Source organism: Actinomyces sp. ph3, from assembly GCF_000308055.1.
Taxonomy (GTDB): domain Bacteria; phylum Actinomycetota; class Actinomycetes; order Actinomycetales; family Actinomycetaceae; genus Pauljensenia.
This window is the reverse complement of the sequence record NZ_CAGY01000007.1, coordinates 19,450-37,923: the sequence shown is the minus strand read 5'-3', so window position 1 is coordinate 37,923 and position 18,474 is coordinate 19,450. Positions and strand designations below refer to the sequence as shown.

20 protein-coding genes are annotated in these 18,474 nt (G+C 55.5%); all 20 read left to right on the top strand.

Going from position 1 to position 18,474, the window contains the following annotated elements:
* Positions 1-27: 27 nt before the first annotated feature.
* The 20 genes from ftsY (at position 28) to HGAS_RS06800 (ending at position 18,461) form a co-directional block, all read left to right on the top strand.
* Positions 28-1,299, top strand: a complete 1,272-nt coding sequence (ftsY, locus tag HGAS_RS06900; protein WP_019127087.1) for a signal recognition particle-docking protein FtsY — start codon at positions 28-30, stop codon at positions 1,297-1,299.
* Between the two features lie 58 nt (positions 1,300-1,357).
* Entirely contained in the window at positions 1,358-2,962 is a 1,605-nt protein-coding gene (gene ffh / locus HGAS_RS06895; RefSeq protein ID WP_019127086.1) for a signal recognition particle protein, read from the top strand.
* A complete protein-coding gene (locus HGAS_RS08545; protein ID WP_019127085.1) occupies positions 2,962-4,068 on the top strand; it encodes an amidohydrolase family protein in 1,107 nt (368 codons plus the stop codon). The genes ffh and HGAS_RS08545 overlap by 1 nt, the downstream gene beginning before the upstream one ends.
* Positions 4,069-4,269: 201 nt before the next feature.
* A complete protein-coding gene (gene rpsP / locus HGAS_RS06885; RefSeq protein ID WP_019127084.1) occupies positions 4,270-4,755 on the top strand; it encodes a 30S ribosomal protein S16 in 486 nt (161 codons plus the stop codon).
* A 2-nt stretch (positions 4,756-4,757) separates the two neighbouring features.
* Positions 4,758-4,997: an RNA-binding protein gene (locus HGAS_RS06880; protein ID WP_019127083.1), complete on the top strand. Its 240-nt coding sequence runs from the start codon at positions 4,758-4,760 to the stop codon at positions 4,995-4,997.
* Between the two features lie 75 nt (positions 4,998-5,072).
* Positions 5,073-5,579 carry a ribosome maturation factor RimM gene (gene rimM / locus HGAS_RS06875; protein ID WP_019127082.1) on the top strand — a complete coding sequence of 169 codons (507 nt, stop codon included), beginning with the start codon at positions 5,073-5,075 and terminating at the stop codon, positions 5,577-5,579.
* A 14-nt stretch (positions 5,580-5,593) separates the two neighbouring features.
* Entirely contained in the window at positions 5,594-6,919 is a 1,326-nt protein-coding gene (gene trmD, locus HGAS_RS06870) for a tRNA (guanosine(37)-N1)-methyltransferase TrmD (RefSeq protein WP_019127081.1), read from the top strand.
* Between the two features lie 198 nt (positions 6,920-7,117).
* Complete coding sequence (rplS, locus tag HGAS_RS06865) at positions 7,118-7,474, top strand: 50S ribosomal protein L19 (protein ID WP_019127080.1); 357 nt, start codon at positions 7,118-7,120, stop codon at positions 7,472-7,474.
* Positions 7,475-7,604: 130 nt separating this feature from the next.
* Positions 7,605-8,321 (top strand): signal peptidase I, encoded by a 717-nt coding sequence (lepB, locus tag HGAS_RS06860; RefSeq protein WP_019127079.1) that lies wholly within the window; start codon positions 7,605-7,607, stop codon positions 8,319-8,321.
* Complete coding sequence (locus tag HGAS_RS06855) at positions 8,318-9,043, top strand: ribonuclease HII (protein ID WP_019127078.1); 726 nt, start codon at positions 8,318-8,320, stop codon at positions 9,041-9,043. Before lepB ends, HGAS_RS06855 begins: the two co-directional genes overlap by 4 nt.
* Before the next feature lie 48 nt (positions 9,044-9,091).
* Entirely contained in the window at positions 9,092-9,391 is a 300-nt protein-coding gene (locus tag HGAS_RS06850) for a DUF2469 domain-containing protein (protein WP_009748064.1), read from the top strand.
* A 194-nt stretch (positions 9,392-9,585) separates the two neighbouring features.
* A complete protein-coding gene (locus HGAS_RS06845) occupies positions 9,586-9,987 on the top strand; it encodes a YraN family protein (protein ID WP_019127077.1) in 402 nt (133 codons plus the stop codon).
* Positions 9,966-11,549, top strand: a complete 1,584-nt coding sequence (locus HGAS_RS06840) for a YifB family Mg chelatase-like AAA ATPase (RefSeq protein ID WP_019127076.1) — start codon at positions 9,966-9,968, stop codon at positions 11,547-11,549. The genes HGAS_RS06845 and HGAS_RS06840 overlap by 22 nt, the downstream gene beginning before the upstream one ends.
* Positions 11,536-12,693 carry a DNA-processing protein DprA gene (gene dprA / locus HGAS_RS06835; protein ID WP_019127075.1) on the top strand — a complete coding sequence of 386 codons (1,158 nt, stop codon included), beginning with the start codon at positions 11,536-11,538 and terminating at the stop codon, positions 12,691-12,693. The genes HGAS_RS06840 and dprA overlap by 14 nt, the downstream gene beginning before the upstream one ends.
* A 10-nt stretch (positions 12,694-12,703) precedes the next feature.
* Positions 12,704-13,615: a tyrosine recombinase XerC gene (locus tag HGAS_RS06830; RefSeq protein WP_026066704.1), complete on the top strand. Its 912-nt coding sequence runs from the start codon at positions 12,704-12,706 to the stop codon at positions 13,613-13,615.
* An 894-nt stretch (positions 13,616-14,509) separates the two neighbouring features.
* Positions 14,510-15,346 carry a 30S ribosomal protein S2 gene (gene rpsB, locus HGAS_RS06820; RefSeq protein WP_009748071.1) on the top strand — a complete coding sequence of 279 codons (837 nt, stop codon included), beginning with the start codon at positions 14,510-14,512 and terminating at the stop codon, positions 15,344-15,346.
* A 20-nt stretch (positions 15,347-15,366) separates the two neighbouring features.
* Positions 15,367-16,194 (top strand): translation elongation factor Ts, encoded by an 828-nt coding sequence (gene tsf, locus HGAS_RS06815; protein WP_009748072.1) that lies wholly within the window; start codon positions 15,367-15,369, stop codon positions 16,192-16,194.
* Positions 16,195-16,274: 80 nt separating this feature from the next.
* Positions 16,275-16,994 (top strand): UMP kinase, encoded by a 720-nt coding sequence (pyrH, locus tag HGAS_RS06810; protein ID WP_009748073.1) that lies wholly within the window; start codon positions 16,275-16,277, stop codon positions 16,992-16,994.
* A gap of 13 nt (positions 16,995-17,007) precedes the next feature.
* Positions 17,008-17,565 carry a ribosome recycling factor gene (gene frr, locus HGAS_RS06805; protein WP_009748074.1) on the top strand — a complete coding sequence of 186 codons (558 nt, stop codon included), beginning with the start codon at positions 17,008-17,010 and terminating at the stop codon, positions 17,563-17,565.
* Positions 17,565-18,461 (top strand): phosphatidate cytidylyltransferase, encoded by an 897-nt coding sequence (locus tag HGAS_RS06800; RefSeq protein WP_019127072.1) that lies wholly within the window; start codon positions 17,565-17,567, stop codon positions 18,459-18,461. Before frr ends, HGAS_RS06800 begins: the two co-directional genes overlap by 1 nt.
* The last annotated feature ends 13 nt before the right edge of the window (positions 18,462-18,474 follow it).

Genomic DNA, 18,474 nt, shown 5'->3' with positions numbered 1-18,474 from the left:
AGAAGCGCACTAAGGGAAGATTGACCTATGCAGGCTGTCATGGACTTTATTCATAATCCCGTGGCCCCCATCATTTTGGCGGGGATCATTGTTGTTCTTGTCGCGGTTGTTTCGTTTGTCGTGCGTTCGCTCAAGTCGTCACGCACGCAAAGTGAAGTGCCCTCATCGACCTCCGTTGTCCCCGAGGCTTCGCTTCCGCAAGCTCAGGAAAGTGAAGTCGAAGGAGCCCAGCGTTCCCGAGATGGTCCTGCAGCGCAAACTGCTGACCACGCTGCCCCTTCTGCCGGGCAAGTCTCTACGTCGGAGGAAACCCCGGCCTCGGAAATTGAAGAGGAACGCACGGAAAGCGCCTCTATTGAGATCCCCGAATCCATTCCTTCACGAATGGGACGTCTTCGTGCGCGCTTGGCACGCTCGGGAGCTTTGGGCAAATCCCTTCTTTCTTTGCTGTCGCGCGGCGATCTATCAGCTGCGGATTGGGAAGAGATGGAAGATTCTCTTCTTGTCGCAGATTTGGGCTTGGAAGCAACCGATGAATTGATGGAAGCCCTTCACACGCGAGTGAAGGTTGAGAACACTACAGATCCGCAGGTTGTGCGTGCACTTTTGCGCGAAGAACTGCTCAAGCTCGTTGATCCCGATATGGATCGCTCCGTGAACCTAGCAGTTCGAGATGTTGACGGCGTTCAGGTCCCTGCAACGATCTTGATGGTGGGCGTTAACGGAACTGGTAAGACGACGACCACTGGAAAGATGGCACGCATTTTCCGCGCCGAAGGACATGAGGTTCTGCTGGGGGCGGCGGATACTTTCCGCGCAGCTGCCGCTGAACAGCTTGAGACCTGGGGAAGTCGCGTTGGCGTTGATGTCGTCCGTTCTGATCGCGAAGGTGCCGACCCGGCGTCCGTTGCATTTGAATCGGTTGAAGAAGGCATTCGACGGGGCTGTGATGTCGTCATGGTCGATACCGCGGGCCGACTCCAGACGAAGTCTGCGCTCATGGACGAGCTGGGTAAGGTCAAGCGCGTGATGGAGAAGCGCGCACCAGTCAGTGAAGTCCTTCTGGTTCTGGACGCGACGACCGGTCAAAACGGTCTTCGACAGGCCGAAGTTTTCGCTGAGGTCGCTGGCGTCACAGGTATTGTCCTGTCCAAGCTGGATGGCTCTGCTAAGGGCGGAATCGTTGTTTCAGTCCAGCGAACATTGGGTGTTCCCGTCAAGTTTGTGGGACTTGGAGAGGGGCCGGACGACCTTGCCCCCTTCGATCCCGATTCCTTTGTTGATGCAATCGTGGGCTAGAACCCACTACCCTTGACATTTAGTTATTTAGAAATTGTGCTCGTGAGGAGTAGTCACAGTGGCTTTCTCGGATCTTTCTGATCGTTTGACCGCGTCCTTTAAGAGGCTCCGTTCGCGCGGAGTTTTGACGGAATCTGATGTCGATCAGACTATTAGCGAGATTCGTCGTGCCCTGATCGATGCTGACGTTGCCCTTCCTGTCGTTCGCCAGTTCACCACTCAGGTTCGCGAGAAGGCATATGGAGCGGCTCGTTCCCGCGCGCTCAACCCCGGCCAGCAGGTTGTCCGCATTGTTCACGATGAACTTGTTGAGATCCTGGGTGGCGAAACCCGAGAGCTGCATTTTGCTCAGCGAGGCCCGACAGTTTTCATGCTCGCAGGTCTGCAGGGTGCAGGTAAGACGACTTTGGCCGGAAAGCTTGGTAAGTGGCTGCGCGAAGAGGGAAAGAGCGTTCTGCTTGTCGCCTCTGACCTTCAGCGTCCCAATGCCGTCGGCCAGCTTCAAATTGTCGGTGAGCGCGCGGGCGTTCAGGTGTGGGCACCCGAACCGGGTAACGGTGTTGGCGATCCGGTTCAAGTGGCTCGTTCCGGTTTGGATTATGCGATCACTCATGGCATCGATGTTGTGATTGTCGATACCGCGGGCCGTTTGGGTGTCGATCAAGAGATGATGGATCAGGCGATCGCTATTCGCCAGGCCGTCAATCCGCACGAAGTCATGTTCGTCCTTGACGCCATGATCGGTCAGGATGCGGTCAATACCGCAACCGCATTCCGTGACGGTGTTGGCTTCACCGGTGTCGTGCTCTCCAAGCTTGATGGTGATTCCCGAGGCGGTGCCGCGCTTTCCGTGCGAGGCGTGACGGGTGCTCCAATCCTCTTCGCCTCGACGGGTGAAGGTTTGGACGACTTCGAGCGTTTCCATGCCGACCGTATGGCGTCTCGAATCCTCGATATGGGCGATATCATGACGCTCATCGAGCAAGCCGAAAAGCGCTTGGATGCTGAAGAAGCTGAGAAGATGGCCAAGAAGGCCATGTCTGGTGAGCTCACGCTGGATGATTTCCTCAGCCAGCTTCAGCAGGTCCGCAAGCTCGGGTCGATGAAGAAGGTTCTGGGGATGATCCCCGGAATGGCTCAGATGCGTGATCAGCTTGAGAACTTCGATGAGCGCGAGGTTAACCGCGTCGAAGCGATTGTCCGTTCAATGACTCCCGCAGAGCGCGCCGATGTCTCGATTCTGAATGGCTCTCGTCGCTCGCGCATCGCCCGTGGTTCAGGCGTGACGGTCGCTGAGGTCAATAACCTAGTCAAGCGTTTTGAAGCCGCAAAGACCATGATGGGGCAGATGGGACAGATGGGTCCGGGAGGAATGCCCGGATTCGGTTCGATGCCCGGCAGCGGTGGTAAGGCGAAGCAAAAGGCACAGGCTCGTAAGGACCGTGCCCAGCGCGCACGCGTTGCGAAGAAGGCGCGAAGTGGTAACCCGGCGAAGCGCCGTCAGCAGGAATTGGAGGCGATGCTTCCTCGCGAACAGCGTCCTTCAGCCCCGGCGGGCTCCGCCTTTGGCGTCCCAGAAACACCCACGCAGGCTCCCAATGTGCCGCGCCCGACCTTGGATGATCTTCCCGAAGACATCCGACGCATGCTCGGCCGAGGCTGATGTATTTCGACGGGCATCTTTTTACTGATTCAGGATGGGTCAGTGGTCAGTGGAATTTAACTCCAGTAATCTCGCCCGTCGATGAGATCCCTGCCTATTCGCAAGTTCTGAGTGGGTGGGCTGCGCCCGCTTTCGCAGATGTTCACTGTCACATCGGTGTTGGCGCAGCTGCAGCGTCTCTTGGCCGCGCTCAACAACGTGAACAACTTGATGCCATGCTTCGCGCCGGTGTCACTCTTCTGCGCGATTGTGGATCTCCCGTTGACACTTCGTGGGTAAATGACGAGCCCCGCTATCCGACTCTCATCCGGTGTGGTCGTCACATCGCTCGGCCAATGAGGTATATCCGAGGTCTTGCGCGTGAGCTCAGTGATGTTCGTGAGCTGCCAGATATCGCGCGTGAAGAGTGTGCGCGCGGTGACGGGTGGGTGAAGATCGTTGGCGATTGGATCGACCGTAGCGGGGGAGCAGAAGCTGACCTTGAGCCCCTGTGGCCTCGCGAAATCCTTATCGAGGCTGTCGCCGGGGTCCACGAGGCCGGAGGGCGTGTGGCGGTCCATGCCTTTTCCTCGCGCGTCATCGATGACCTCATTGAAGCAGGCGTTGACGATATCGAACATGCCAGTGGCATGGATAAAGATCAGATCCGCGAAGCGAAAAAACGTGGGATCGCGGTATCTGTCACCATGCTCCAGCGCGAATTGTTCAAGGAATTTTCTGAGCAGGCGGCACGCAAATATCCGCGGTATTCAGCAACAATGAATACGCTGTGGCAACGCAGATACGAGCAGGCTCAAGAGCTCTTCGACTCTGGAATTACGGTCTTACCCGCAAGTGATACGGGCGGCTACCAACAACCCGGAAGTATCCTCGCGGAACTGCGTGCCTGGGGCGAACTTGGGTTAAGGCCTCGCGAAATTCTTCAAAGGGCGACGCTGGAAACGCGCCGCTATTTGGGGGTTGACGAAGGGCTCGTTGGAGGAAACGCTGATCTTGTCGGATACTCAGCTTGTCCCGACGACATTGATGCGCTTCTTGCACCCCTTTGGCTGTGTCGAGGCGGAGAGCTTGTCGCGCTTTCTTCTGTGTCTTCCCCTGAGCGGTGACCAAGACCACCGTGATTTGGCTGAGTCCGGCGCCGATTGGCTTGGAAAGACCAGCTAAAACTGGCATAATTAATCGCTGTACTCGACGTGCGAAGAGCCCTCTCATCTGAGTTCGTCGCGTCCCGGGATAATCATCGTCTGTGTTTCCCTACCTGACGTATGTCTATTCCACACCGATTTGAAACAGGAGTGACCACAACAGTGGCAGTTCGCATTCGTTTGAAGCGCATGGGCAAGATCCATGCACCCGTTTACCGTGTCGTTGTCGTTGACTCGCGCAAGAAGCGTGACGGACGCGTCATCGAAGAGGTCGGTCTGTACGATCCGACCCCGAACCCCTCGACCATCGAGATCAAGTCTGACCGCGTTCAGTACTGGCTCGGCGTTGGCGCACAGCCTTCGGATCAGGTTCGTAACCTGCTGGTCCTGACCGGTGACATCGCTCGCTTCAATGGCAAGGCAGACGCAGTGTCCCGCGTGCAGTACGCAGATGCCGATAAGGCAGCCGCTGCTGCTCAGGCCATCAAGGACGCCGAAGCCGCTGCTGAGAAGCGCAAGGCAGACGCCTCTGCCAAGAAGGCTGAGGAAGAAGCTGCTCGCAAGGCTGAAGAAGAAGCCGCACAGGCCGCTGCCGCTGAAGAAGCAGCAGAAGAGCCCAAGGCTGAAGAAGCTGGCGAGGAAGCCTGATCATGCTCGCTGATGCACTCGAACACCTGGTCAGCGGAATCGTTGATCACCCCGAAGACGTGCGGGTTTCTTCTCGCAATATGCGTCGCGGGCAGATGCTTGAGGTTCGCGTGAACCCTGAGGATCTGGGGCGTGTCATCGGCCGCGGAGGTCGTACGGCCCGTGCGCTGCGCACGGTAATGAACGCGCTTTCTCCCCGGGGAAACGTTCGCGTTGATGTCGTTGACACCGACCGCGAGTGACAACTTAGTGATCTCAAACGGGGACCTGGCTTAAACAGGTCCCCGTTTGGCATACCCCCGAAAAGGATTCATCCCATGCTCATGACGGCAGCACAGATCGGACCCGCACACGGACTGCGTGGGGAAGTCATTGTGGATATTCGAAGCGACGATCCGCAGCTTTTTACCCCTGGAGAAAGCTTCTCGACCTCGAATGCGGATTTTCCCATGCTCACGCTATCTTCAATTCGTCAGCAAAAAGATCGTGTGATCGCTCTTTTCGATGAGGTTTCAAGCCGCGAGGACGCCGAAGCATTGCGCGGTGCTCGTCTGCTTGTCGATGAGAGGGAAGAAGAAGACGCGTGGTACCCGCACCAGCTCAAGGGCCTGCGCGCAGTTGATCCTCAGGGAAATGAACTGGGCGTGGTTCAAGGGCTCCAAATGGGGGCCGCTCAGGATCTCCTATTAGTAAAGACTTCCGCAGGCACTGTCATGGTTCCCTTCGTCCATCAACTTGTTCCCACTGTTGATATCCCAAACGGTACTGTGACGATCGAGCCGCTCCCCGGGCTTTTTGACGATCAAGCCATTGAGGCCCGCTGAGGAAAAGGAAGCCTATGCGTATCGATCTGCTGAGTATTTTCCCGCAGTACTTTGCTGCGCTTGACCTCTCTCTTATGGGGAAGGCGCGTCAAAGCGGCCAGTTGGACATTCACGTCCACGACCTGCGTTCGTGGACTCATGATCGTCACCGAACGGTTGATGACACCCCGTACGGTGGGGGTGCGGGTATGGTCATGAGGCCTGATGTCTGGGGAGAGGCGCTGGACACCGTCATCGGAGCAGAGCCTGAAAAGTGCGTTTTAGCAATCCCCACACCTTCGGGAATCCCTTTTAACCAGAAAAAAGCTGAGGAACTTTCGCATTTCGATCGAATCATCGTTGCGTGTGGACGCTACGAAGGCATTGATCAGCGCGTTGCTGATCACTACCGTGACCGTGGCATCGTGGTTGAAGAATTCTCCATCGGGGATTACGTCCTCAATGGTGGGGAAGTGGCAGCCTTGGTCTTGGTTGAAGCTGTTGGCCGCTTGATCGATGGAGTGATTGGGAACCCCGACTCTCTGGTTGAAGAATCCCACAGCGGTATTGGCCTCTTGGAATACCCGGTTTACACAAAGCCGCAAGAATGGCGCGAGCACCAGGTTCCCGATGTATTGATGTCCGGTGACCACGCAAAGATCGATCGTTGGCGTCTAGATCGTAGCCTTGAACGAACAGCGCATCGACGCCCGGATATCGTTGCCCGTATAGCGCGCTCTTCGGCTGATCAACTGAGTAACCGGGACAGGGAAGTACTGGCGGAAAACGGTGTGCTGATGCGCGAGGGTCGCGTTGCTCCCGTTGAGATTCGCGCCGCGCGCCCCGACGAGGCCGAGCGCATCAGTGAGCTCGCCAGCCTCACTTTCCCCATGGCACCCCCGGACTTTATTTCTGAGGAAGATGTCCAGGCTTTTATTTCTGATGGATTGAATCCTCAGGTTATTGAGGAATATCTTGCTGATCCGAATGCGCGCTGTTTCCTTGCAGAAAGTGAGGGTCAGCTCCTTGCCTACACTTTGATTTTCCTGAATAGTCCGAAGGAAATGCCGCGTGGAAATGGCAAGTATCCATTGGATGATCACGCTGCCTATCTTTCGAAGTGCTATGCGTGCGAAGAAGTCCACGGGACTGGTATTGCTGGAGCGATTTTGGAGCACACGATTCGCATTGCCAGAGAAGAAGGCGCGAGCCAAATCGTTTTAGGAACACACATCTATAACGAGCGCGCACAGCGTTTCTATCGCAAGCACGGTTTTAAAAAGGCAGGAAGGCGTCGTTTCCGTTTGAGTGCCAATACCGAGGCCAACGACGTTGTCATGATTCGCCCCGCGCAAAGTTAGCGAAATCACCGCTGCGTGCGCAAAGTTCTGGGTATTCGGGGTGTTCTTTAGTACCTGAGCTGTGGCAAAATTGTACGGTCTGTGTGTGGCGTAACCTGCCGCGGGGGGCCGCCGGATCATGCAGATACACGAAGAAACGCAGGCTTGACCTGCCGAAAAGACGTGACTGACCTGCGGCAGAAGCGTCAAGGAGTGAACATGCAAAAGCTGGACGCCGTCGATGCAGCATCGCTGCGCGAAGACATCCCTGCTTTCCGTGCAGGCGATACCGTTAAGGTTCACGTGAAGGTTATCGAAGGTAACCGCTCGCGTATCCAGGTTTTCCAGGGCGTTGTTATCGCACGCCGTGGCCACGGTGTTTCCGAAACTTTCACCGTCCGCAAGGTTTCCTTCGGTGTCGGTGTTGAGCGTACCTTCCCCCTGCACGCACCCACGATCGACAAGATCGAGGTCGTGACCAAGGGCGACGTGCGCCGCGCAAAGCTCTACTACCTGCGTGAGCGCCACGGTAAGGCCGCAAAGATCAAGGAGCACCGCTCCGGATCTGCCGAGTGACACTCGCTCGCGATATAAGCCCGGTATCCTTAAGGATGCCGGGCTTTCGCATACGTGTGAGAATTTACGGTAGACATAGGAAAGGGATCTGTTTATGAGTCGATCAGGCGCACGTGGGAGAACCGTCCGAATGCCGGTCGCTCACGGCCCTTCGATTAAGGACATTGAGCGCGAAGAACGTCGGGCACGGAAGAACCCCTTCAATTGGTTGCGTGAGCTTGCCGTCATCGTCGTCTGTGCCCTGGTGATCTCCTCGCTTCTACGCGCTTTCCTTGTACAGGTCTTTTGGATCCCTTCTGCATCGATGCGTAATACTCTGGTTGAAAAAGACCGCATCGCTGTATCTCGCGTTTCCCACTTCACCGGGGATATCAAGCGTGGAGATGTTGTCGTTTTTGATGACACTTTGGGATGGCTTGCCAAGAACGAAACAAATACCTCTTCGCCTTTGCGAAAAGCAGCTGAATTTACCGGATTGCTTCCAGCTGGTGGGGAACAAACCTTAGTGAAGCGAGTTATCGGCCTGGGCGGCGATCACGTGACTTGCTGTACGGCAGATGGAAAGCTTCAGGTCAACGGCGTCACGATCACCGAGCCCTACATCGCCAACAACGGTGCGGCCTCGTCAATAACGTTTGACGTCACTGTTCCTGAAGGCTCTCTGTGGGTTATGGGAGACAACCGTTCAAATTCTGCGGATTCTCGTTATCACATGGGGAACGGGCAAACCCCATACGTGCCCGAAAGTGCAGTAGTCGGGCGTGCTTTCGCAGTGATCTGGCCGAGCAACCGCCTGAGCTGGTTGGGGGATCGCTCGGTTTTCGCTGACGTTCCCGATGCCAAATGAACGCATCCAAGCAGACTTCCTCGAGCCGCGGAAATGCACCGAAGCGCTCGTCCAAAATTACTCCCACTCGTGAGTGGGAAGAGGAGCTCCAAGCTAGTTTAGGCGTGGTCGCCGGCATGGACGAGGTTGGACGCGGGTCTCTTGCCGGTCCGGTATGCGTTGGGTTGGCTTTCGCTCCTCCTGCCGGGATTCCAGTTCTCCCGGGGCTCGCTGATTCAAAGATGCTTAGTCTTCGCGCGCGCGAGGCCTTATACGAGCCTGTTTTTCAGTGGAGTCCCTGCATTGAAATTGGTCAGGCAAGCAATGATGAGATCGATCGTTATGGAATTATCGCCGCGCTTCGACTTGCCGGACGGCGTGCTTTAAAGGCCGCATCCGATCGAGGTTTTCATGCAGATCTTGTCATTTTGGACGGATGCCACGATTGGCTCAGCGATTCTCCGGACCTTTTTGACGATCTTGATGGTCCACTTTATCCCACTGTTTCTACGCCAAAGGTTCTTACTCGTGTTAAGGCAGATGCATCGTGTGCGACGGTGTCTGCTGCTTCAGTTGCGGCGAAAGTTTTTCGCGACCGCTTGATGGAAGAATACGAGGACCCCGGATATGGATGGGCGTCGAACAAAGGCTATTCCTCGGCCGCACATATCGATGCTTTGAAGCGTTTGGGCCCCTCGGAGCTTCACCGGCGCTCATGGCGGCTTCCGGGTGTCGAAGGCTGAATTACTCGGTCGCGCTCTAAGATACTTGGAGCAACACAGGAGGCGATCATGGCTGGCGATATCGAATCGTATGAAAACAACCTCGAACTTGAACTGTTTCGCGAATATCGCGATGTCATTGGTTTGTTCAAGTACGTCGTCGAAACTGAACGTCGCTTCTACCTGTGTAACCACGTCGATGTGCAGGCCCGTCCCGTTGGCGGGGATATCTTTTTTGAATTGACCCTGACCGATGCATGGGTCTGGGATATTTACCGTTCCTCACGATTCGTACACTCAGTGCGAGTTGTCACCTACAAGGATGTCAACGTCGAGGAACTCAACAAGCCAGAGCTACCTCTCGCATAAGTTCGTGTTGCTAATCGAAAGCACGTATCGGGTAATCCGATGCGTGCTTCTTTATCTGTTTGTGCATCTCGTTGTTTCGGCAGGCGTATTGTCCACAGGGCTGACACCTCATCGGTGTTTTCCACAGATTTTGGTGTGACTGCTTTCCTGGACCCCCTGTTTTGTCATCCTTCCTTCAATGGGAAGGAGCTGTGGTGGACTACAGAAAATACCTCGGTCAAGCGGGGGAAGAATATGCGTGTCGTTTCATTGAAGAACAAGGATTAGAAGTTCTTGAACGCAATTGGCGCGACTCAAATCGCGGAGAACTCGACATTCTTGCTCGCGAAGGAAATACCGCAGTCGTTGTCGAGGTGCGCACTCGCGTTGGTATTGGTTACGGAAGCGCGCTCGAATCAATTGATACTCGGAAGGTACTCAAACTGCGTCGCCTTGCGGCCCAGTGGGCTCGCCAGCGCAGGCTCTTCTCAAAACTGCGTATCGACATTATTGCGTTGACGGTGCCTAGAGCCTGCGGACAAGAACTGCGAGAAGGCGGAACTGTAGACTTCTTGCGGTATCCCCCGAAGATTGAATGGCTCAGGGGGATCGCGTGACTTCTTCACTTGCACGCACCCGCGCAATTGCTCTGGTGGGCTTAGACGGAAATATTGTCGACGTTGAAACGCATGTCGGCCGCGGGTTGGTGAATTTCACCCTGGTAGGACTTCCGGATGCATCCTTAAGAGAAGCGCGCGATCGCGTTCGCTCAGCGCTCCAGGCCTGTGAGTTGGAAGTTCTCGACCGACACGTTACGGTCGGACTTTCTCCCGCCGGGCTTCCAAAATCGGGCTCGGGATTTGATTTCTCCATTGCCGCCTCGATACTTCTGGCAACGTCGAAGATCCAAAGCGCAGGAGTTGCAGGTGAAGTCTTCATTGGCGAACTTGCGTTGGACGGTAGTCTGCATACTCTTTCGGGAATTCTGCCCGCGGTAATTTCGGCGCGACGATCAGGTATTACCCGAGTATTCGTTCCTCTTGAGGCACGCAGCGAAGCCCTTCTTGTTCCAGGGATAGAAGTGTGCGCATTCGCGCACCTCGCGGACTTTGTCCAGGCATTCGGTGGGCAGGCAAAACGAGCACGAGTACTTGGGGTAGTCGCTCAAGAATCGGTGCCTAAAAACGCTGAGGAAGAAAGAACGCGAAGTGGGGGAGCAGGAGACTTCTCTGAAGTACGCGGACATAACTCGGCAATCGAGGCTGTCGCCATCGCGGCCTCGGGCGGCCATCATCTGATGATGATCGGGGAACCCGGAAGCGGGAAGACAATGATGGCTTCCAGACTTCCTTCAATCCTTCCAGAACTCGGCCAAAGTGATGCCTTAACCGCTAGCGCTATTCATTCGATTGCCGGGGACTTGAGTAGTGGGCAATTGCTTACAGAACCTCCATTTCAAGCTCCACATCACTCGATGTCGATCCCCGCAATGGTTGGTGGAGGCAGCGGCGTGATCCGCCCAGGTGCCGCCTCATTGGCACATGCAGGAATTCTGTTTCTTGATGAAGCGACAGAATTTGCGCCGGCAGTTCTGGATTCTCTACGTCAACCGCTGGAGTCAGGTTGGGTGCGTATCCAGCGTTCAGGCCATACGGCACGTTACCCGGCTTCTTTCCAATTGGTGATGGCGACAAATCCCTGTCCGTGTGGGCACCTGGGTGGACGGATTCGTTCGTGTTCCTGCTCTTCCATCCAAAGGAGGCGTTACCTGGCACGTCTTTCAGGACCTCTGATTGATCGCATCGACATCACGTTGTCGATGCGTGTTCCCAGTCAGGCGGATCTTGCTTGTGCATCTCACTTCACTTCGCATGCACTCAAAGACAAGGTCTGCGAAGCGCGTGAACGAGCTGCCCATCGACTTAAAGGTACTGAGTGGCGTCTGAATCGGGATGTTGCGGGCTCGTGGATTCGATCGCTTCACCCGCCTTCGGATCAGATCCTAAGCATGATCGATCACTCAGTTGATCAAGGTCGGCTCTCAATGAGGGGAGCGGATCGCTTACTGCGACTCATGTGGACGTGCGCAGATTATTCGGGAAAAAACTCGATTGGACTGGATGAGTTCTCTGCTGCTCTCCAGCTCAGGCAAGGAGGGGAGAACTATGGCATCGGATGAGACACCCGAACTACTCGACGAAATCTGGTGGAATAGCGTGAGTGAACCATCGGATGCGCACCTTGATCTTTTACGACTGCGTTTGGGAGACGAAGAAGCAAAATCTTGGATTTTGGCCTCGACGCTGGTAATCCCTCAGTGTTTGAGAAGTGAGGAAGAAGTATTTCGTTCCTGCTGGAAGCGTTGGCGACCGCGCGCTTTGGCTGCGAATCCACACGTTGAATTGGAAATCTTGAATAAAATCGGTGGGCGTCTTGTTCTTCCGAGCGATCCTGAGTGGCCAGGTGGCTTTGAAAAACTAGGGGAGGGGCGACCTCGGTTGCTCTGGGTCATCGGAGAAATGCCGAAGTCACCCGCTATCGGAATCGTTGGCGCTCGAGCCTCATCGCACTATGGAAACGAAGTAGCAAGTGAACTGGCTTCAGAGCTGTCTCATCGCGGTTATTGCACAATCTCGGGTGGGGCAATAGGAATAGATACGGCGGTGCACCAGGGGAGCGTTAATGTTCGTGGCCAGACCTGTGCCTACATGGCTGGCGGATTGGGAAACCTCTACCCAGCTAGCAATAGCGATCTTTTTCGTGCGATTTTGAGGAGTGGAGGGGCCTTAGTATCAGAAGTCCCCTGCACTTTCCGGCCCGCAAAATGGCGCTTCTTAGGAAGGAACCGCCTGATAGCCGCAGCTGCCGCTGGGGTTGTTGTCGTCGAGGCCTCGCCGCGCTCGGGTGCGCTGGCAACTGCGCGTTGGGCACTAGAGATGGGGACCCCTGTTGGCGGAGTTCCCGGCTCGGTTTATTCAGAGGCTTCACGCGGCGTCCACGAACTGTTACGTAACGGAGGAATACTCGTTCGTGATTGGGCAGATATTATCGACATGATTGGGGAGAAGCTTCCTGAAGAAAACCAAATGCCACTATTTGGGGACCCAACAGCCCCCGATGAGGGGATTGATGCGCTTCAGCCGCTGATGCGCAGAGTATTTGAGGCACTTCCGCAGAGGCGTTCAATGACAATTGAAAGAGCGGCGGTTGCCGCTGGTCTGGATGAAGAGAGCGTGAAGATAGCGCTTGCCCGACTTCAATTAGAAGGTTATGTTGCAAACGATGAGCGCGGTTGGCACCGAAGTAAATCCCCGCATCGCTAAACTGCACGGTATGGAAGAGAGACTGTTGGAAGCGTGGGAGATCTACCTGCGCGCTAATGCTGCAGTTTCTCCGCATACCCTGCGTGCCTATATCGGAGACTTACACTCATTTCTCGAAGATACCGATACTGAAGAGCTCACAGTAGAAAACGTCAATGACGTCGTTACCCTGCGCGCAATTCGCATGTGGCTTGCGGATGAACTTCGCAAGGGAAACTCACGCTCAACTGTGTCACGGAAGACTGCCTCGATACGCTCATTCACGGCGTGGGCACACCGTCGGGGTTATCTCGCAACCGATCCTGGGCTGCTTGTGACCAGCGCTCGCGGTGATCAGAAGCTTCCTCAGGTCCAAACAGTTTCTGACACCGAACGCCTCCTTGCATGTGCAGCGCTCCAAGCCAGTGATGACCCCTCACCAGCAACAGTACGAGATTGGGCAATTCTGGAAACTATTTACGCGACTGGAATGCGTGTGAGCGAAGTCTGCTCCTTGGATACGACTTCGGTTGATCAACAGGGAATGACCCTTCGTGTGATCGGTAAAGGAAACAAGGAACGCGTTGTTCCCTTTACTCGAACTTGTCTCAATGCTCTTCAGCGTTGGCTCAATGGGCCAAGACAAGAATTGGCCCAGCCCGAAGCAGGGAAGGCGCTCTTTGTTGGTGACAAAGGCAAACGTATCGATCCGCGCGTAATCCGAGGAATGCTCCATCGGATGTGTGCGCGCGCGGGGGTTCGAGATATTGCACCTCACGCCCTTCGGCATACCGCGGCAACGCATATTTTGGGTGGGGGAGCCGATCTTCGGGCAGTACAAGAAATGCTTGGGCATTCCTCGCTTCAAACGACGCAGAGATATACGCATGTTGACGCCCAGCGTCTAAGTGCGATCTATCGACAAGCGCACCCGCGTGCCTAGTGTGTTCAAAGGGTTTTAAGTCTGGGGTGCCCAGTGAGCATTCGCAATGGGTTGATATATCGAGTGCGCGAGATTTTTGCTCCCCAATGAATCTGTGCCTCTCGAATAGATGTGCTTGTCCATTCACTCCCTAAAGGAGCAACTGAGGCAATTTGCTCTCCACGCGTCACGCTTTGGCCGGTGTGCAGCGTGGTAACCACCGGTTCAAAAGTCGAATGGATCCCGCCGCAGTCAATTGAAAGAACCTTTCGGCCAGCGAGCTCGGCGCTGTAGATCACCCTGCCGTCGCATGGTGATTCGATCATTCCTTGGGGGTTATGGAGGTTGAGCCATACTCCTCGAGATCCGCTCAGCCAGGGTCTATCCGGTGGATTAAAAGCTTTAACCAGGGTGAAGCCGCCTCTAAAAGGCTGGTGCCACTGCGAAGCGGAATGGGGCGGAGTGACACCGTATGCCGGTAAGCCTAGAAATGCGCAGGCAACGAGTGTTGCCACTCCTATGTGTGTCAGTTTTTTTCGAAGATCAGGAAATATCGCCATAGACCACAATCTCTTTAAAAGACATCTGTATGCATGAGCATGCTTGAATCTGTGGAAAACACGGAGAGGGCGTATACCCTGTGGATAAAAAGTGAGCAATCACAAGCTGAATTTCGTCATTGCGCACCTTCTGAAGGCCGAATCTCCTTCACGAATACGGTAGGATTGAACAGCATTCGCTATGCGGATGACTTCGCGTGCCATTTTCCGAGCACCTCACGGTAGTGAAAGTGCCGGGGCAGTTGCGTCACGGTCCAATGGGTCGCAACGTCATGGCACCAGGGCCGAAAGGCACATTAACCGAGAAAACCGGGGGAAACCCCATGATCCCGCTCAGCGGGGAAAGGACGATGCAATGGCAATCGTCACCATGCGCCAGCTTCTGGAATCTGGCGTTCACTTCGGGCACCAGACCCGTCGTTGGAACCCGAAGATGAAGCGCTTCATCCTCACCGAACGTAACGGCATCTACATCATCGACCTCGAGCAGACCATTGCCGATATCGATATCGCCTTCGACTTCGTCAAGGAAACCGTTGCACACGGCGGAACCATCCTCTTCGTTGGCACCAAGAAGCAGGCACAGGAAGCTGTCGCCGAGCAGGCACAGCGCGTTGGCATGCCCTATGTGAACCACCGCTGGCTCGGTGGTATGCTCACCAACTTCTCCACCGTTTCCAAGCGCCTCCAGCGCCTGAAGGAACTTGAGCAGATCGACTTCGACGATGTGGCATCTTCGGGCCGCACCAAGAAGGAACTGCTCATGATGCGCCGCGAGAAGGACAAGCTCGCTCGCACCCTCGGTGGTATCCGCGATATGGCCAAGGTTCCCTCCGCAGTGTGGATCGTTGACCCCAAGAAGGAACACCTCGCTGTTTCTGAAGCTCGCAAGCTCAACATCCCGATCGTTGCCATCCTGGACACCAATGCTGATCCGGACGAGGTCGACTACCGCATTCCCGGTAACGACGACGCAATTCGCGCAGTTGCACTGCTGACCCGCGTGATTGCAGACGCAGTTGCTGAAGGCCTGCTTGCACGCAGCGCCGGCCGTAAGAATGCTTCTGAGGATTCCTCCGCAGTCGAGCCTCTGGCTGAGTGGGAGCGCGAACTCCTCGAAGGTGAAGTTGCAGCTGACGAGTCCGCAGCAGCAGCCGTTGCCGAAGAGTCCGAAAAGCCTGCACAGGACTGAGCTGAGAAAGGAATTCAGTAATGGCTAATTTCACTGCCGCTGATGTGAAGGCTCTGCGCGAGAAGACCGGCGCAGGCATGATGGACGTCAAGAAGGCGCTCCAGGAAGCCGATGGCGATGCCGAGAAGGCTCTCGAGATCATTCGCCTCAAGGGTCTGAAGTCTCTGTCCAAGCGTGAAGGTCGTCAGGCCTCTGCAGGTCTGCTTGCCGCTTCGGTTCAAGATGGCGTGGGCGTTATGGTTGAGGTCAACTCCGAGACCGACTTCGTCGCAAAGAACCAGAAGTTCATTGACTTCGCCAAGTCGGTGCTCGAAGCCGCAGTTGCTTCCGGTGCATCTGATGTTGACTCACTGCTCGCAGCCCCCATGGGCGACTCCACCGTTAAGGATCAGCTTGATGCTATGGCCGCTGTCATCGGCGAAAAGCTTGAGATCCGCCGCGTGATCCGCGTTGAGGGCGAGAACGTTGATCTCTACCTGCACCAGACCAGCCCTGACCTGCCTCCGCAGGTTGGTGTCTTCGTCGTCACCGACGCAGCAGGTGCAGGCGTTGCCCACGATATCGCGATGCACGTCGCCGCTTACATGCCCGCCTACCTCGATCGCGACTCGGTTCCTGCCGATGTCCTTGACAAGGAGCGCGCAACCCTCGAGAAGATCACCCTTGAGGAAGGCAAGCCCGAGCACATCGTTCCGAAGATCGTTCAGGGACGCCTCGAAGCGTTCTACAAGGACAACTGCTTGGTCGATCAGGCATTTGCCCGCGATCCTTCAAAGTCCGTCGGACAGGTCCTGCGCGAGGCTGGTGCAAAGGTCACCCAGTTCGTGCGCGTCCACGTCGGCGCCTGATTTCGTGTGATGGCCCCGCTTCTGGCGGGGCCATCGCCCTATCTCTTTCGACTCAGCACATATTCAAAGGAGAAGAATCCATGCCAGCTGCTCGTCGCGTCCTGCTCAAACTCTCAGGTGAGGCTTTCGGCGGAGGTTCCGTCGGCCTCGATCCCACGGTCGTCCGGTCAATTGCAGAACAGATCGCAGATGCCGTTCACGCAGGGATCCAGGTTGCAGTCGTTGTTGGTGGAGGTAACTTTTTCCGTGGTGCTGAGCTCTCTCGGCAGGGGCTTGACCGCTCCCGCGCCGACTACATGGGAATGCTCGGAACCGTCATGAATGCACTGGCGCTTCAAGACTTTATTGAACAATCCGGTGTTCCCGCGCGTGTCCAGAGCGCTATTGCGATGCAGCAGGTTGCAGAACCTTACATTCCTCTGCGCGCAATCCGTCACTTGGAGAAAGGCCGTGTCGTTCTTTTCGGTGCCGGCGCGGGCCTTCCGTATTTCTCCACCGATACCGTCTCCGCGCAGCGAGCCTTGGAAACTCATTGCGATGAACTGCTTGTCGCAAAGAATGGTGTGGACGGCGTCTATGATGATGATCCCCGTATCAACCCCGATGCGAAGAAACTTGACTTCGTCACCTACCAAGATGCCTTGAGCCGAGGTCTGAAGGTTGTTGATGCAGCAGCGTTTGCTCTTGGGCAGGAAAACGGTCTCACAATGCGCGTCTTTGGTATGTCCGAAGCTGGTAACGTTACTGCAGCGCTACGAGGCGAAAAAATCGGTACGCTTGTGCTCAGCGAATCACACTGAAAGGAACACTTCCGTGATTGATGACATCCTGCTCGAAGCAGAAGACAAGATGGATAAGACGGTCGAGGCTGCCCGCCATGAGTTCGGAAATATCCGTACTGGCCGTGCAAATGCCGGCATGTTTGAACAGCTCTTGGTGGACTACTACGGTGCTCCTACGCCCATGCAGCAACTCGCTTCTTTCCAGATTCCCGAGGCCCGCACGGTTCTGATTTCTCCTTTCGACCGCACCGCGACTCAGGAAATCATTAAGACCCTGCGTGAGTCGGATCTGGGCGTCAACCCTACCGATGACGGCAACGTTGTCCGCGTGGTTTTGCCTGCACTGACTGAAGAGCGTCGTAAGGAATACGTGAAGCAGGCAAAGAACAAAGCCGAAGACGCTCGCGTTTCTGTTCGCTCTATCCGTCGTAAGGCCAAGGAAGCACTTGATCGCCTGAAGAAGGATGGCGATGCAGGTGAGGATGAGGTCGAACGCGCAGAAAAGGCCCTCGAATCCGCTACAAAGGCACGCGTTGAGCTGATCGACAAGCTCTTGGCTACGAAGGAAAGTGAACTTCTGACAATCTGATGTCGGCTTCATCCCATCAACCGCGTCCCTCAGTGTTTTCGCGCGTCTTCTCTCCGGAGCCGCGCGAAAACACTCAGCCGCTTGCACCCACCGGGCGAGCAGGAAGGAACCTTCCGGCAGCGGTTTCCTCTGCTGTCGTACTGATTGCCCTTCTTGTCGCTTCACTGCTTGTTGTTCAAGGTATTTTTGTTGCCTTTGTTTGCTGCATTGCACTCCTTGGTTTATGGGAGTTGGGTGGAGCCTTTGCTCGCGTGGGGACACGTCTTGCCATGGCGCCGCTGTATCTTGGCGCAATTGGGATGATGGTGTGCGCGTGGTTCTTGGGACCCGAGGCCGTCACAATGGCGCTGTACTTGACGGTTTTTGCAGTAGTTGCATGGAGACTGGTCGACGCACCGACTCCTTCCAGAATCACTGACATCATCGCGAGCGTTTTCAGCGCCGTCTACGTTCCTTTCTTGGCCTGCTTTGTTGTTCTTTTGCTGCGAGATTTTCGCTCGCCCGCGGTGATCGGTGTTTATGTCCTTGTCACCTGTTTCAATGACATTGGCGGATGGCTAGCGGGGATTATGTTTGGCAAACACCCCATGGCACCACGACTCTCTCCGAAGAAGTCATGGGAAGGCTTCATCGGTTCTTTGTTTTTCTGCATCCTCACTGGAATCGGCGGCTTTATGCTGCTGGGTGCAACATGGTGGTGGGGTGTCATTGCTGGCATCTGCGGCTGCGTATGTGCGACGATCGGGGACCTCACCGAGTCTTTGATTAAGCGTGAGGTTGGGCTCAAAGACATGTCAGCATTGATCCCAGGACACGGCGGCGTGCTTGATCGTGTCGATTCTCTGGTGATGACCGCCCCGGTTTTCTATGTGATCTTTATTTTCGCTTTGCGTTAAGTTCGCATCTGAA

Bases quoted from the DNA above. Each gene is read 5' to 3' on its own strand.
- ftsY (WP_019127087.1), top strand. From the start codon at position 28: ATGCAGGCTGTCATGGACTTTATTCATAATCCCGTGGCCCCCATCATT.
- HGAS_RS08545 (WP_019127085.1), top strand. From the start codon at position 2,962: ATGTATTTCGACGGGCATCTTTTTACTGATTCAGGATGGGTCAGTGGT.
- HGAS_RS06880 (WP_019127083.1), top strand. From the start codon at position 4,758: ATGCTCGCTGATGCACTCGAACACCTGGTCAGCGGAATCGTTGATCAC.
- rimM (WP_019127082.1), top strand. From the start codon at position 5,073: ATGCTCATGACGGCAGCACAGATCGGACCCGCACACGGACTGCGTGGG.
- trmD (WP_019127081.1), top strand. From the start codon at position 5,594: ATGCGTATCGATCTGCTGAGTATTTTCCCGCAGTACTTTGCTGCGCTT.
- rplS (WP_019127080.1), top strand. From the start codon at position 7,118: ATGCAAAAGCTGGACGCCGTCGATGCAGCATCGCTGCGCGAAGACATC.
- lepB (WP_019127079.1), top strand. From the start codon at position 7,605: ATGCCGGTCGCTCACGGCCCTTCGATTAAGGACATTGAGCGCGAAGAA.
- HGAS_RS06855 (WP_019127078.1), top strand. From the start codon at position 8,318: ATGAACGCATCCAAGCAGACTTCCTCGAGCCGCGGAAATGCACCGAAG.
- HGAS_RS06850 (WP_009748064.1), top strand. From the start codon at position 9,092: ATGGCTGGCGATATCGAATCGTATGAAAACAACCTCGAACTTGAACTG.
- HGAS_RS06840 (WP_019127076.1), top strand. From the start codon at position 9,966: ATGGCTCAGGGGGATCGCGTGACTTCTTCACTTGCACGCACCCGCGCA.
- dprA (WP_019127075.1), top strand. From the start codon at position 11,536: ATGGCATCGGATGAGACACCCGAACTACTCGACGAAATCTGGTGGAAT.
- HGAS_RS06830 (WP_026066704.1), top strand. From the start codon at position 12,704: ATGGAAGAGAGACTGTTGGAAGCGTGGGAGATCTACCTGCGCGCTAAT.
- rpsB (WP_009748071.1), top strand. From the start codon at position 14,510: ATGGCAATCGTCACCATGCGCCAGCTTCTGGAATCTGGCGTTCACTTC.
- tsf (WP_009748072.1), top strand. From the start codon at position 15,367: ATGGCTAATTTCACTGCCGCTGATGTGAAGGCTCTGCGCGAGAAGACC.
- pyrH (WP_009748073.1), top strand. From the start codon at position 16,275: ATGCCAGCTGCTCGTCGCGTCCTGCTCAAACTCTCAGGTGAGGCTTTC.
- HGAS_RS06800 (WP_019127072.1), top strand. From the start codon at position 17,565: ATGTCGGCTTCATCCCATCAACCGCGTCCCTCAGTGTTTTCGCGCGTC.